Source organism: Rubrivivax gelatinosus IL144 (assembly GCF_000284255.1).
Taxonomy (GTDB): Bacteria; Pseudomonadota; Gammaproteobacteria; order Burkholderiales; family Burkholderiaceae_C; genus Rubrivivax; species Rubrivivax gelatinosus_A.
In genome coordinates this window covers 4,147,025-4,160,255 of sequence record NC_017075.1, presented here as the reverse complement: position 1 = coordinate 4,160,255, position 13,231 = coordinate 4,147,025, and the positions used below count along the sequence as shown (strand labels likewise).

The 13,231-nt window shown below is 70.5% G+C and carries 17 protein-coding genes; 10 read left to right on the top strand and 7 right to left on the bottom strand.

Annotated elements, in window-relative coordinates; all coding sequences use genetic code 11:
- The first annotated feature begins 81 nt into the window (after nucleotides 1-81).
- The gene (locus RGE_RS18940) at nucleotides 82-552 is read left to right on the top strand and encodes a GNAT family N-acetyltransferase (RefSeq protein WP_014430065.1); all 471 of its coding nucleotides are present in this window, start codon (nucleotides 82-84) and stop codon (nucleotides 550-552) included.
- 49 nt (nucleotides 553-601) lie between these two features.
- Here RGE_RS18940 and RGE_RS18935 read toward each other — a convergent pair whose 3' ends face one another.
- Entirely contained in the window at nucleotides 602-880 is a 279-nt protein-coding gene (locus tag RGE_RS18935; RefSeq protein ID WP_014430064.1) for a hypothetical protein, read from the bottom strand.
- A gap of 44 nt (nucleotides 881-924) precedes the next feature.
- Between RGE_RS18935 and RGE_RS18930 the strand changes: the two genes are divergently transcribed.
- The 5 genes from RGE_RS18930 (at nucleotide 925) to RGE_RS18910 (ending at nucleotide 4,098) form a co-directional block, all read left to right on the top strand.
- The gene (locus RGE_RS18930) at nucleotides 925-1,575 is read left to right on the top strand and encodes a uridine kinase family protein (protein ID WP_014430063.1); all 651 of its coding nucleotides are present in this window, start codon (nucleotides 925-927) and stop codon (nucleotides 1,573-1,575) included.
- 92 nt (nucleotides 1,576-1,667) lie between these two features.
- Nucleotides 1,668-1,949, top strand: coding sequence for a hypothetical protein (locus RGE_RS18925; protein ID WP_148280237.1), 282 nt, complete (start codon nucleotides 1,668-1,670; stop codon nucleotides 1,947-1,949).
- Nucleotides 1,950-2,057: 108 nt separating this feature from the next.
- Nucleotides 2,058-2,264 (top strand): hypothetical protein, encoded by a 207-nt coding sequence (locus RGE_RS18920; protein WP_014430061.1) that lies wholly within the window; start codon nucleotides 2,058-2,060, stop codon nucleotides 2,262-2,264.
- Nucleotides 2,265-2,300: 36 nt separating this feature from the next.
- The gene (locus tag RGE_RS18915; RefSeq protein ID WP_014430060.1) at nucleotides 2,301-2,687 is read left to right on the top strand and encodes a VOC family protein; all 387 of its coding nucleotides are present in this window, start codon (nucleotides 2,301-2,303) and stop codon (nucleotides 2,685-2,687) included.
- Between the two features lie 202 nt (nucleotides 2,688-2,889).
- Nucleotides 2,890-4,098: a GGDEF domain-containing protein gene (locus RGE_RS18910; RefSeq protein WP_148280236.1), complete on the top strand. Its 1,209-nt coding sequence runs from the start codon at nucleotides 2,890-2,892 to the stop codon at nucleotides 4,096-4,098.
- Nucleotides 4,099-4,111: 13 nt separating this feature from the next.
- Here the strand turns inward: RGE_RS18910 and RGE_RS18905 are convergent, their stop codons facing one another.
- The gene (locus tag RGE_RS18905; protein ID WP_014430058.1) at nucleotides 4,112-5,260 is read right to left on the bottom strand and encodes an aminotransferase class V-fold PLP-dependent enzyme; all 1,149 of its coding nucleotides are present in this window, start codon (nucleotides 5,258-5,260) and stop codon (nucleotides 4,112-4,114) included.
- Nucleotides 5,218-5,562: a hypothetical protein gene (locus RGE_RS18900; protein ID WP_014430057.1), complete on the bottom strand. Its 345-nt coding sequence runs from the start codon at nucleotides 5,560-5,562 to the stop codon at nucleotides 5,218-5,220. The genes RGE_RS18905 and RGE_RS18900 overlap by 43 nt, the downstream gene beginning before the upstream one ends.
- A 156-nt stretch (nucleotides 5,563-5,718) precedes the next feature.
- Between RGE_RS18900 and RGE_RS18895 the strand changes: the two genes are divergently transcribed.
- Both RGE_RS18895 and RGE_RS18890 read left to right on the top strand, forming a co-directional pair.
- Nucleotides 5,719-7,128, top strand: a complete 1,410-nt coding sequence (locus RGE_RS18895; RefSeq protein ID WP_014430056.1) for an aminotransferase-like domain-containing protein — start codon at nucleotides 5,719-5,721, stop codon at nucleotides 7,126-7,128.
- Nucleotides 7,129-7,210: 82 nt separating this feature from the next.
- Complete coding sequence (locus RGE_RS18890; protein ID WP_014430055.1) at nucleotides 7,211-8,002, top strand: ParA family protein; 792 nt, start codon at nucleotides 7,211-7,213, stop codon at nucleotides 8,000-8,002.
- On the opposite strand, the gene RGE_RS18885 is transcribed toward RGE_RS18890, so the two are convergent.
- On the bottom strand, nucleotides 7,977-8,873 hold the full coding sequence (locus RGE_RS18885) for an HDOD domain-containing protein (protein WP_014430054.1): 897 nt from the start codon (nucleotides 8,871-8,873) through the stop codon (nucleotides 7,977-7,979). The genes RGE_RS18890 and RGE_RS18885 overlap by 26 nt on opposite strands.
- A 208-nt stretch (nucleotides 8,874-9,081) precedes the next feature.
- Here RGE_RS18885 and RGE_RS18880 point away from each other — a divergent pair, with 208 nt between their 5' ends.
- Nucleotides 9,082-9,300 (top strand): hypothetical protein, encoded by a 219-nt coding sequence (locus RGE_RS18880; protein WP_043784284.1) that lies wholly within the window; start codon nucleotides 9,082-9,084, stop codon nucleotides 9,298-9,300.
- 59 nt (nucleotides 9,301-9,359) lie between these two features.
- Nucleotides 9,360-10,277 carry a DUF808 domain-containing protein gene (locus RGE_RS18875; RefSeq protein ID WP_014430052.1) on the top strand — a complete coding sequence of 306 codons (918 nt, stop codon included), beginning with the start codon at nucleotides 9,360-9,362 and terminating at the stop codon, nucleotides 10,275-10,277.
- A gap of 13 nt (nucleotides 10,278-10,290) precedes the next feature.
- On the opposite strand, the gene RGE_RS18870 is transcribed toward RGE_RS18875, so the two are convergent.
- From RGE_RS18870 to RGE_RS18860, 3 genes are all read right to left on the bottom strand, one after another.
- Nucleotides 10,291-10,731: an FKBP-type peptidyl-prolyl cis-trans isomerase gene (locus tag RGE_RS18870; protein WP_014430051.1), complete on the bottom strand. Its 441-nt coding sequence runs from the start codon at nucleotides 10,729-10,731 to the stop codon at nucleotides 10,291-10,293.
- Between the two features lie 16 nt (nucleotides 10,732-10,747).
- Nucleotides 10,748-11,242, bottom strand: a complete 495-nt coding sequence (locus RGE_RS18865) for a DUF3016 domain-containing protein (protein WP_014430050.1) — start codon at nucleotides 11,240-11,242, stop codon at nucleotides 10,748-10,750.
- A gap of 86 nt (nucleotides 11,243-11,328) precedes the next feature.
- On the bottom strand, nucleotides 11,329-13,113 hold the full coding sequence (locus RGE_RS18860) for a glutamine--tRNA ligase/YqeY domain fusion protein (RefSeq protein ID WP_014430049.1): 1,785 nt from the start codon (nucleotides 13,111-13,113) through the stop codon (nucleotides 11,329-11,331).
- Nucleotides 13,114-13,231 lie beyond the last annotated feature (118 nt).

The window sequence follows — 13,231 nt, the reverse complement described above, 5'->3', positions numbered from 1 at the left end:
GCCTGAGGAATAACCTCGGGTGGGTGGGACGCAATGGGGATGTCCCTTTCATTTGTTTGGCCGCACAAGGGGGCTGTCCTGGTGATCGAGATTCAACCCGCCACCTCCGACCATCTCCCCGATGTCCTGGAATGGCTCAAGGCCGAAGAGGAAGACTCCGGCACGGGCTTCTACTGCAATCGCAACGTGATCGCGAAGTCCTTCGCAAGAGGTGAAGGGCTATGCGCCTTTTCCGAGGGACGGATCGTCGGCTTTGCCATTTTCCAGATGTTCACAGACAGCGGCGATGTTCATATTGTCGAAGTCAAACCAGGCGCCAGGGGTCAAGGGCTCGGGTCGAGGCTACTTCTCGCCTCCATCGAGACGTTGCGCAATGCCGGAGCGAAGTACATAGACGTTGAGTGCACCTCGGAGGAAGGCGAAATGCTCTGCAAACGCCGCGGGTTCGAGGACTATATGGATCCGAGAAACCAACGCAACGAGTGGGACAACCCCACGCTGCGGCTTTACCTTTCAGACTGGCGGCCACCAGCACCGCACCCGTGGGCATAGTGCGGCCTCTCAAGAAATCCTCCCAAGTGATTGATGCAGGCGAAGTTTTCTAGACGGTGGCTGAGTCAGGCGTGACCGGTACGAGCGACATGCCGAGCCGCTGCGCCTTGCGCTGCAGGTTGTGCAGCACGCGCTGGCGGTATCGCTCCTCGTAGTAGGCCTGAGCTTGATCGGTGTACTCCTGGCCCTTGCTCAGCAGGCTGTAGATCAGCCGGGCGAGCTTGTGCGCGGCGGCCGTGACGGCTTTGGCCTTGTCCATGCGGGCGCACGAGCGCCGGTAGTACGTGCCCAGCGCCGACTGGCTGGTGCGCAGTGCGTGAGCCTTCATAAGGCTGGTTGTATTTGCGGCTCTGCTGCACTCTCATGCCGAATGTGAACCTCCCCGAAGCCCTGGCCGCCCGCGTCCACGCCTCGATGCCCGGCCGCGACGAGCCGTTCGTCATCGCGCTCTGCGGCTGGGCCGACACCGGCAAGTCGACGGTGGCCGCGCAACTCGTGGCGGCGTTGCGGCAGTTCGGCCTCGCCGCCGACGCGATTTCCACCGATGACTTCATGCGCGACCGCGCCGAACGCGACGCGATCGGCATCAGCGGCTACGACCTGCGGTCGATCGACATGGCGGCGCTGCGGGCCGCACTCGTTCGTTTCCTCGCGCGCCAGGCGTTCGGCGTGCGCCGTTACGACAACAGGACCGGCATGAAGAGCGCCGAGGCGAGCACGGTCTCGCCCGCAGACGTGCTCGTCGTCGAGGGCATCCATGCGCTTCATCCGGATCTCGCGCCGCATACGCATTTGAAGGTCTTCATCGACGCCGACGAGGCCACGGCCCGCGAGCTGCGTGTGCGCGCCAACCAGCGCAAGCGCGGCATGTCGGCGCACGAGGCGGCGGCCCGGGTGGAGCGCGAGTGGCGGGATTACTGCGCCTGGGTGCTTCCGCGCCGCGAGCGGGCCGACATCGTCGTGCAGGTCGACCTGGAGTTCGGGTATCGCGAGCTCAGGTCGGAACGGCTGAGTGCTGGCTGATGAGGTCATCAAGAGTGGCGCGACAAGGATCGGCTGGCCGCATGGGGCGGCTCCGGCGAAATGACGGTGGCGCCGCGAGGCTGACGGCCGCGGTGTCCATCGTCCTCACGGCAGCTTGCAGCGCCCAGCCCGAAGAAGACCTCGCCGACTTCCACAAGTTCGTGGCGGACAGGGACGCTTGCGAGCACTTCGCCGGAGAAGTTCCTGATCCTCCGGACCCTGAGCGCATGAAGGAAGTCCTCGAGCAGGCAAAGATCTATTGCACGGGAACGGATGCCCGCCTGGCGGCGCTGAAGTCGAAGTACGCGAAGAACAGCGCGGTCATGTCCAAGCTGGACGAGTACGACGACACGATCGAAATGAAGGACCGTTGAAGGCACGAACCCAGCGGCGCGGGCCGCGATGTCGCGTGCCGACGGCCGGTGGCGGCTTGCTATAACAACGCTCTCCGCTCCCTTCGTCCCCGTTTCGGAGACTCCACGATGCCCATCCTCCGCACCACCGTCCTCGTTCTTGCCGCTTTGCTGACGGCCGGTTTGGCGACGATGGGCGTTGCGGTGCTCGCACAACCGCTGGCGCCGCGGCTGCTGGGCGTCGCCGGCCAGCCCTGGTTCCTGCCGACGGCGATGGCGCTCGTCGGGCTGGTCGCGGTCGCGCTGGTCGTGTCGCGTCGCCGGTCCCGGCGCTGAAGCCTGGGGTGGTCGCCGGCCACGCCCCACCGAACCATGACCACCCACTTCATCCTTTACGTCTCGGACCAGCCCGCCAGCCGCCGCTTCTACGAGCAGGCGCTGGCCCGGGCTCCCCGGCTCGACGTGCCCGGCATGACCGAGTTCGAGCTGCCCGGCGGCGCGGTGCTCGGGCTGATGCCGGAGCTCGGCATCAAGGCGCTGCTCGGTGCCGCGTTGCCCGACCCGGCCGCGGCGCGTGGTGTGCCGCGCGCCGAGCTGTACCTGCTGGTCGACGACCCCGCGGCGGCCCACGCCCGGGCGCTGGCCGCCGGGGCGCAGCAGTTGTCGCCGCTGCAGCCGCGCAACTGGGGCCACGTCGCGGCCTACTCGCTCGATCCCGACGGTCACGTGCTCGCGTTCGCCGCGCTGGCGTATGCCTGAGCAACGTGCTCGGCTTTTCCGTGTGGTCCTCCCGCCAAGACGCTTGTCTAAAACGAACTGCTGAAATCGCTGTGCCATGATCGGGCGACCGGGTGAACGGGCTGCTCCGCCCTCCGCTCCGCCCGGCGATCGCCGCCAGCGTGCGCGGTGCATCGGGTGACAGGCGGGCCATCGGCGCTGCCACGGCGCGCCTTGGATGACGATGAACAGCACGACCGACACGAGTGCCGCCGACTTCATGGACCTGCTGGCGCAGCCGGAACACACCGGCGGCGCGCACCTGTTCGAGGTCTTCCCCTGGAACGACAACTTCAACACCGGCAATGCGCTGATCGACGAGCAGCACAAGCGCCTGGTGGACTTGCTGAACCAACTGGCCGGCACGCTGGTCAGCAACCGGGAATGCGAGGTCGAGGCCGCGTTCACCGAGCTGGCGGCCTACGCCGACTACCACTTCTCGGCCGAGGAGGAGATCTGGTCGGAGTGTTTTGCCGATGACCCCTGGCTGCACAACCACCTCGCGGCGCACGGCGCTTTCCTGCCCAAGGTGCAGGACCTGAAGCGCCCGGGCAGCGGCCAGGCGCTGTACCAGCAGATCGAAGGCATGGTGAAGTTCCTGATCCGCTGGCTGGCTTTCCACATCATCGTCGAGGACAAACGCTTCGCGCTCGTCGTCGCCGAGGTCCAGGCCGGCGTGCCGCTGGACGAGGCCAAGCTGAAGGCCGAGCGCAAGATGGGCGCGTCGTCGGTGCGCCTGCTGATCGACACCGTGCTCGGCATGTACGAAAGCCTGTCCAGCCGCACGCTGAACCTGCTGCGCGAGCGCCGTGCGCGTGTCGAGGCCGAGGAGAAGCTGCGCCAGGCCTACGTCGACCTCGAAGCGGCCAACCGGCGGCTGGAGGAGTCGGCGATCACCGACGACCTGACCGGGCTGTTCAACCGCCGCCACTTCGACGCCGTCTTCGCGGCCGAGCTGGCGCGCGCGCGCCGCGAAGGCTCGGCGCTGACGCTGGTGCTGCTGGACCTGGACCACTTCAAGCGCCTGAACGACACCTATGGTCACGTCGCCGGCGACGCGGCGCTGGTGACGGTGGCCGGGGCGCTGCGCGAGCACTGCCGGCGTGCCGGCGACTACGCCTTCCGCCTGGGCGGCGAGGAGTTCGCGCTGCTGGCCTGCAGCTCCAGCCCCAGCGGCCGCGGGCACGAGCTGTTCGAGGCCATCCGCCGCGACGTCCAGGCGCTGGCCATCCCCAACAGCCGCAGCGCCACGGCGCCGATGCTGACGGTGTCGATCGGCGCGCTGGTGCGCGTGCCGCAGCCGGCGGACACGGTGCAGACGCTGTTCCTCGAAGCCGACCGCCTGCTCTACGAAGCCAAGCAGCAGGGGCGCAACCGCATCGTCTGCGGCTGAGCGCGGCGCGCGTTCAGCGCAGCGCCGGCGCGTCGAGCAGGCGCGCTATCTCCCAGCGCTCGGTGTAGCCCTGCACCGAGATGCGCACGAAGGTGCGGCCGGCGTGTGTCGTCACCGGCACCTCGATGCCGCTCTCGTCGTACAGCCGCCGGCGCAGCGCCTCCGGGTCCTGCTGCGGCACGGGAATCGCGACCATCTGCGCCCAGTCGCCGTCGGCGGCCACCGGCGCCAGGCCGTGGCGGCGTGTCAGCGCCTGCAGCGCCTCGCGCGCCAACGCGTGGCAGCGCTCGCGCACCGCGGGCCAGCCGTGGCGGCGCTGGAAGTCGATCGCCGCCGGCACCGCCAGCCAGGCCGACAGGTCGCGGGTGCCCTGCCACTGCATGCGGCGCTCGAACAGCGTGCGGCCCAGGTAGGCGTCGAAACCGGCGTGACCGCCGGTGCCTTCGGCATAACCCCAGCTGATGACCGGCGCGTCGAGCTGCGCGTGGTGATCCGGCCGGGCGTGCAGAAAGCCGCTGCCCTTGGGCGCACACAGCCACTTGTGGCAGTTGCCGACGTAGAAGTCGGCGCCGATGGCGTCCAGGTCCAGCGCGATCTGGCCCGGCGCGTGCGCGCCGTCGATCAGCGTCGGGATGCCGCGCTCGCGCGCGGCGCGGCACAGCTCGGCCACCGGCAGCGTCAGCGCCGTCGTCGAGCTGATGTGGCTGGCGTAGATCAGCCGCGTGCGCGGCGTCACCGCGGCCATCAGGCGCTCGACGAAACGCTCGCGCTCGAAGGGCAGGGGGATTTCAACGCGCCGGTAGTGAGCACCGCGCGCGGCGCAGGCCTGCTGCCAGGCGGCGTCGCAGGCGCCGTACTCCAGGTCGGTGGACAGCACCTCGTCGCCCGGCGCCAGTGCGAACGAGCGCGTGACGACGTTGACGCCGGTGGTCGCGTTGGGCACGAAGACCAGGTGCTCCGGGTTGGCACCCACTTCGCCGGCGAGTGCCGTGCGCGCTTGATGCAGCAGCTCGGCCGAGCGCCGGCCGAGGAACTCGACCGGGTTGCGCTCCATCTCCAGCTGCCAGCGCTGCTGCTTGGCCAGCACCTCGCGTGGGCAGGCGCCGAAAGAGCCGTGGTTCAGGAAGACGAGGTCGGGGGCGAGCAGGAAGAGGTCGCGCATCGGGCCAGTCTAGAGCCGGCCGGGGCGGGCGGGGCCGGCCACCGGCGGCGCCAGGCCGGCGCGTGCCGCTGCAGCAGCAGCGTCGCCGCCGTCAGCGCCTGGGCCTGCCAGGTGCCGGAGTCGTCGGCGAGCAGGGCCTGGCCTTCGTCCCAGCGCTGCATCGGCCGGTGCTGCGTGCCGGCCAGTTCCGTGGCCGGCGCCCAGACCTGCAGGCGGCCGTGTGCCAGCTGCAGCGTGTCGCCGCGGCGCAGCGCCAGGGCCAGCGTCTGGCCGGCGGCGAGTTCGATCGTGCGGGTGTCCATGGCGGCCACTGTGCGGCGCCGCGCCTGGCGGCGGCAGCCACAGCGGCGCACGCGGCGGGGCACAACAGCGGCGGCGGCGGGCAACTGTTTCGGTGTCCGTCCCGGGTTTCTGTATCTGTTTTGGTGCCGGGGCGCGCGGCATAGTGGTCCTTGCCCATGAGCACGCTGTACCACCGCATCGCCGAGCATTACCGCGGCGCCATCCAGGCCGGCGCCTTGCGCAGCGGCGACCGTTTCCCGTCGGTGCGCGAGCTGATGCGCCGCCACGAGGTCAGCCTGTCGACCGCGCTGCAGGCCTGCCGCCGGCTGGAGGACGACGGCCTGCTCGAAGCGCGGGCTCGCTCGGGCTACTTCGTGCGCCACCCGCGCCGTGCGGCGCTGCCGCCGGCGTCCGAAGCGGCGCCGCGCGCGATCGACGCCGCCGCCTACGTCGGCATCTCCGAGCACATCTCCGGCATCCTGGCGCGCGGCCAGCGCCATGCCGTCGAGCTGAACCTGGCGCTGGCCGTCGCGCCGCCGGCGATGTACCCGGCCGAGGCGCTGGCGCGTGCGATGCAGCGCCGCCTGCGCCTGGCGCCGCAGGTGCTGACGACGATGACGCGCCGCCACGGCCACCCGCTGCTGCGGGCGGCGCTGGCGCGGCGCGCGCTGGAGCGCGGTGTCGCCGCGGCGCCCGAGCAGATCGTCGTCACGCAGGGCTGCACCGAGGCGATGAACCTCGCGCTGCGCGTCGTCACCCAGCCGGGCGACACGGTGGCCGTCGAGTCGCCGACTTTCTACGGCCTGCTGCAGATCGTCGAGGCGCTGGGCCTGCGTGCGATCGAGCTGCCGACCAGCCCGAAGACCGGGCTGTCGCTGGAGGCGCTGGCCTTCGCGCTGGACCAGCGCACGGCGATCCGCGCCGTCGTCGTGCAGCCGACGCTGCACAACCCGCTGGGCTGCACGATGCCCGACGAGCGCAAGGCCGAGCTGGTGGCGCTGTGCGCGGCGCATGGCGTGGCGCTGATCGAGGACGACATCTACGGCGAGATGACGGCGCAGCCGGCGCGGCCGCTGAAGGCCTGGGACCAGGATGGCGGCGTCATCCACTGCAACTCGCTGAACAAGCTGCTGGCGCCGGGCCTGCGCCTGGGCTGGATGCTGGCCGGGCGCTGGCAGGCGCGTGTGGAGATGCTGAAGTACACGCAGAGCCGTTTCCCGGAGGAGCTGCCGCAGTCGGTGGTCGCCGAGTACGTCGACAGCCCGGCCTACGACCGCCACCGCCGCCGGCTGGCCGAGCAGCTGCGCGTGCACCGCGATGCCTACGCCGACCTCGTCGCGGCGCACTTCCCGTCGGGCACCCGAGTCACGCTGCCCGACGGCGGCCTGCTGCTGTGGCTGCAGCTGCCCGACGGCGCCAGCGGCGACCGGCTGTTCGCCGCGGCGCTGGAGCGCGGCATCAAGATCGCGCCGGGTTCGATGTTCAGCACCGGCGCACGTTTCGACGGCTTCGTGCGCCTGGGGGTCGGCCGCCCGCCCGACGACACGCTGGCCGCGGCGCTGCGCACGCTGGGCACGCTCGTCTGAGCGCCGGACGGGCCCGCCGAATCTAGGGTTCCGCCTCCAGTGCTGCGGTGCACAATGCACCGTCCTTCCACGGAGCGCTCCGATGCGGCACGTCGTCTTCAACCAGAAAGGCGGGGTCGGGAAGTCCACCATCGCCAGCAACCTGGCCGCGATCGCGGCCGCCAAGGGGCGGCGCGTGCTGCTTGTCGACCTGGACGCGCAGGCCAACTCGACGCACTACCTGCTCGGCGAAGCCGCCGTCGACCCGCGCCCGGGCGCGGCCGAGTTCTTCGAGTCGACGCTGAAGTTCAGCGTGCGCCCCACGGCCACCGCCGACTTCGTCACCGCCACACCCTGGGAGCGGCTGGACCTGATGCCCGCCAGCGCCGCGTTGGAGGAGCTGCACGCCAAGCTGGAGAGCCGCTACAAGATCTTCAAGCTGCGCGACGCGCTGGCCGAGTTCGCCGGGACCTACGACGAGATCTGGATCGACACGCCGCCGGCGCTGAACTTCTACACGCGCTCGGCGCTGATCGCCGCCGACGGCTGCCTGATCCCGTTCGACTGCGACGAGTTCTCGCGCCGCGCGCTGTACGGCCTGCTCGAGGCGGTGGAAGAGATCCGCGCCGACCACAACGACAAGCTCGCCGTCGAGGGCATCGTCGTCAACCAGTTCCAGGCGCGCGCCAGCCTGCCGCGGCGCACGGTGCAGGAGCTGGTCGACGAAGGCCTGCCGGTGCTGGAACCCTACCTGGGTGCCAGCGTGCGCGTGAAGGAGTCGCACGAACTCGCGCGCCCGATGATCCACCTGGACCCCGGGCACAAGCTGACGCAGCAGTTCGTCGCGCTCTACGAGGCGATCGCCAAGCCTAGAAAGCGCTCAGCGAAGCGCTGAGCTCCTCGCCCCACTGGGCGACCTCGGCTTCGTCGACCTGCAGCCAGGCCAGCGCCGCGGCCGAGTGGTCGGTCCAGTCGCGCTCGGGCAGCTGCGCTTCCTGGCGGCGCACCAGGTGCTCGGCGACGAGGCCGGCGGCCATCAGCGTCTGCACCTCGGGCTCGGTTTCCTCGCTGCCCAGCGACTCCAGGTCGTGGTGCAGCCGGATCGCGGCCATCACCTCGGGTGCCAGGCGCCAGACGCGCGCCACCAGCGCGCCGACGACGGCGTGGTCGGTGCGGTGGTTGGCGTTCTCGGTGGCGACGTAGCTGCGGTCGATGCGCGCCGCGGCCTCGACCATCGTCGAGCCGTAGCCCTTCACGCTCTGCAGCAGCACCGGCATGCCGACGTGGCAGAACAGGCCGTAGGTGTGGGCGACGTCCGAGGACAGGCCGACCAACTGGCGCGCGATGAAGGTCATCGCGATCGCACGCTGCGCCGAGCGTTCCCAGAAGCGGCGCAGGTGGCGGTTGTCGGCGACGATGGCGTTGCGCACCAGGAAGCCGGTCATCACCGCCGCCGTCTGGCGCAGGCCCAGGCGGTTCATCGCCTGGCCGACGGTCTGCACCGGCTGGCCCACCGCGTACAGCGGGCCGTTGGCGTTGCGGATCAGCGTCGCCGACATCGCGACGTCGCTGGCGGCGATGCGCGCGACTTCGTTGAGGTCGGGTTCGGCCTCCAGCATCACCGCCTGCAGCCGCGCCAGCAGCGCCGGGCACGGCGGCACGACGATGTGCTGCAGCGCACCGCGGGTGCGGGCGTGATCGATTTCACGGGCGATGGCGGCAGTGCGCGAGGTGTCGGTGGGGAGCGGTGCGGCGATGGCGGTCATGGCAGGGGCGGGCGCGTCCACACGTCTTATCGGCCGTGGCGTGGCGGACTGTAGTGCCGTGTTACCGATGCGCTTGTGCTGCGTCAGCGCTCTTCCGACACGCGCTGCAGCCGCCGTCCGACGCCGCGCATGGCGCCCCACCGAAGGCGGCCCCGGCTGCGGCCGACTACCTTTCAGATCATCGAGGACGCCAACAGGGGTCGTGAACATGAGCACTCTCGCCGCCGTCGCCGCCACGGGCCGCTTCCAGCTGCGTTTCCAGTCCCTGTTCCAGCAGGGCCGGGCGCTGGCCTTCCCGTGCGACGCGCAAGGCCATGTGCCGATGGACGACCTGAGCGAGCGCGCGCGCTGCAACTACCTCTACGCCCGCGCCGTCGTCGGCCGCGAGTACGCGACGCCGGCCGTGGTGCCCGACCTCGCGTCCTGAACCACCGGGTCGGGCGGGGCCTCGGCGCCGGCGGCTTGCGGGCGGTGACAATCGCCCGCGTGGCCACCAGCAGTCTCCTCGCTCTCATCGACGACATCACGACGGTTCTCGACGACGTCGCGTTGCTCAGCAAACTCGCCGCGAAGAAGACCGCGGGCGTGCTCGGCGACGACCTGGCGCTCAACGCGCAGCAGGTCACCGGCGTCAGCGCCGAACGCGAGCTGCCCGTCGTGTGGGCAGTGGCCAAAGGCTCGCTGCTGAACAAGGCGATCCTGGTGCCGGCCGCGCTGGCGATCAGCGCCGTCGCGCCCTGGGCCGTGACGCCGCTGCTGATGATCGGCGGCGCCTTCCTCTGCTACGAAGGCTTCGAGAAGCTGGCGCACAAGTTCCTGCACCGCGGCGGCGACGACGAGCCGCACGAGGCCGAGCTGCGCGCGGCGCTGGAGAAGCCCGACGTCGACCTCGTCGCCTTCGAGAAGGACCGCGTGAAGGGCGCGATCCGCACCGACTTCATCCTCTCGGCCGAGATCATCGCGATCACGCTGGGCACGGTGGCCGAGGCCGACTTCATGACGCGCTTGCTGGTGATGTCCGGCGTCGCGCTGCTGATGACGGTGGGCGTCTACGGCGTCGTCGCCGGCATCGTCAAGCTCGACGACCTGGGCCTGCGGCTGCAGCGCGCGGGCAGCGCCGCCGTGCGCTCGATCGGCGGCGGCATCCTGGCCGCGGCGCCCTGGCTGATGAAATTCCTGTCGGTGGCCGGCACCGCGGCGATGTTTCTCGTCGGCGGCGGCATCCTGGTGCACGGCGTGCACCCGATGGCCGAGGCCATCGAGCACACGCTGGGCGGCTTCGGTGGCCTGGCCGGCGCGCTGCTGCCGGCCCTGGCCAACGCGCTGCTGGGCGTCGCGGCCGGCGCCGTCGTGCTGGCCGGGGTGACGCTGGCGCGCAAGCTCTTCGGCCGCGCGCCGGCTTGAACGACCGGATGCCTTACTTGCGGATGCCCAGCAGTTCGACCTCGAACTGCAGCGTCGCGTTCGGCGGGATCACGCCGCCGGCGCCGCGTTCGCCGTAGGCGATCGCACTCGGGCAGGTCAGCTTGGCCTTGCCGCCGGCCTTCATCTTCTGCACGCCTTCGGTCCAGCACGGGATCACCCGGTTCAGCGGGAACTCGATCGGTTCGCCGCGGCGGTAGGAGCTGTCGAACTCCTTGCCGTCGGGGAAGGTGCCGCGGTAGTGCACGCGCACCGTGTCGGTGGCCGTCGGGCTGGCGCCGTTGCCGTCCTTCAGCGAGCGGTAGATCAGCCCGCTGGCGGTGACGACGGCGCCGGGTTCGGCGGCGGCGGCCTTCAGCGGGTCGGCCGGCGCGGCGGCGAAGGCGGGAGCGGCGGCCACGACGGCGGCCAGCAGGCACAGGCGGTGCAGGGACAAGAGGGTTCTCCGGAGGTCAGGGGGTGAGGAAACGTTCCTCGAACCAGCGTTCGAGCATGCGGCGCTCGTAGGCCAGCGGTTCGTCGGCGCGGCTGCCGAGGATCGGCGTCTGCAGATAGCTCATGTCCGAGACGGTCTCTTCGCGCGTCTGCACCGTGCCGCCGGCATCCAGGCTGTAGCGCAGCTTGATGCGCGGCCAGTCGGCGCCGCCGGTCAGCACGCGCGTGTCGTGCACGGCGTTCGGCGGCACGCGGCCGGCGAGGTCGACGTCGAGCACGTCGACCTTCAGCGTCTGGCCGTCGGGCAGGCGCCGGCCGAGGTCCTTGAAGATCGCGGCCAGCCGGGCCGTCGTGCGCTCGCGCTCGACGCTGCCGAAGCCGACGTCGCTGTAGTGCTCGGGCTCGACGAAGTTCACCGTCAGGACACCGGCGGCGTGGGCGTTGCCGGCCAGCGCCGCCAGGGCCAGCGCGGCACCCAGGGCCGCGCGGCGGAAAGCATGGGAGTGCGACATGAGGCCTCCTGAAAGGGGAGCCGTCAATCTGGCACGGAACGCCGCCGGGCACCAGCACCGGCGACGAAACATTACCTGCCGCAACCTTACTTCGTGCGGCTGTCCCGCAGCGTGGTGATGCGGTTGAACACCGGCGCCTCGGCGCGGTGCAGCACGCGGTCGGCGACGAAGTAGCCGTGGCGCTCGAACTGCAGCCGCGTCTCGGCCGCAACCGACGCCAGCGACGGCTCCAGCCAGGCCTGCACGACACGCTTGCTGTCGGGGTTGAGCACCTCGCGGAAGTCGCGGCCGGCGGCGTCGGGCTGGGCTTCGGTGAACAGGCGGTCGTAGAGGTTCACGGTGGCGGCGACGGCGTCGTGCCGTGCGACCCAGGTGATCGTGCCCTTGACCTTGATCGCGTCGGCGCCCGGCGTGCCGCTCTTGGTGTCGGGCACGACCTTGGCGAGCACCGCGGTGACCTTGCCGTCGGCGTCCTTCTCGCAGCCCGTGCACTCGACGACGACGCCGTACTTCAGCCGCACCTTGTTGCCCGGGAACAGGCGGAAGAAGCCCTTGGGCGGTGTCTCGGCGAAGTCGTCGCGCTCGATCCAGACCTCGGGGCCGAGGCCGAAGCGGCGTTCGCCCAGCTCGGGGTGGTGCGGGTGCGCCGGCGCGTGGCAGGGCTCGATGTGGCCGGCGCCGAAGACCTCGTCCCAGTTGACGAGCTTCAACGGCAGCGGGTCGAGCACGACCATCGCACGCGCGGCCTTGCCTTCCAGGTCCTCGCGCAGACAGCCTTCGAGCACCGAATAGTCGAGCCAGATGTTGGTCTTGCTCGCGCCCGAGCCGTCGGCCATCGCGCGGATCGCTTCCGGCGTGTAGCCGCGGCGGCGCATGCCGAAGATCGTCGGCATGCGCGGGTCGTCCCAGCCTTCGACGATCTTCTCGTCGACCAGCGCCTTCAGCTTGCGCTTGCTGGTGATGACGTAGCTGAGGTTGAGCCGGCCGAACTCGTGCTGGCGCGGCGTCGGGCGCGCGAGCAGGCCGAGTGTGGCCAGCTGGTCCAGCAGCCAGTCGTAGAACGGGCGCTGATCCTCGAACTCCAGCGTGCAGATGCTGTGGGTGATGTTCTCCAGCGCGTCCTCGATCGGGTGCGCGAAGGTGTACATCGGGTAGACGCACCACTTGTCGCCGGTGTTGTGGTGCGTGGCGTGCTTGATGCGGTAGAGCGTCGGGTCGCGCAGGTTGATGTTCGGCGACGCCATGTCGATCTTGGCGCGCAGCACCATCGAACCGTCGGCGTGTTTCCCGTCGCGCATCTCGCGGAAACGCGCCAGGTTCTCGGCCGGCGTGCGGCTGCGGAAGGGGCTGGGCGTGCCCGGCGTCGTGAAGTCGCCGCGGTTGGCGCGCATTTCCTCGGCGCTCTGCTCGTCGACGTAGGCCAGGCCCGCTTCGATCAGCGCCTCGGCGGCGCGGTACATGAAGTCGAAGTAGTCGCTCGCCCAGTAGAGGTGGGCGGTGCCGTTGGCTTCCCAGTCGAAGCCCAGCCAGCGCACGGCCTCGATGATCGCGTCGACGTACTCCTGCTCTTCCTTCTCGGGGTTGGTGTCGTCGAAACGCAGGTGGCAGACGCCGCCGTAGTCGCGCGCCAGGCCGAAGTTCAGGCAGATGCTCTTGGCGTGGCCGACGTGCAGGTAGCCGTTGGGCTCGGGCGGGAAGCGGGTGCGGATCTTCGCCGGATCCAACGGCCCCGCGCGGTGGTGCGCGCCGTCGCCCGGGCTGCCCCCGAAGTGGCGCTGGCTCCAGGTGCCGGCCTCGAGGTCGCGCTCGATGATGCCGCGCAGGAAGTTGCTCGGCTTGGGGGCGTCGGGGGTAGTCGGATCGTGGGCCATGCGGCGGTGTCGGGAGCTGCGGAGAAGAGGCCGCGGGCGCTGCCGCGGCCAACGGGCCATTCTATCGACGGCCTTTCGCCGGGGCCGTGCGGCGCCGGCGGCCCGCTTTGGAATAATC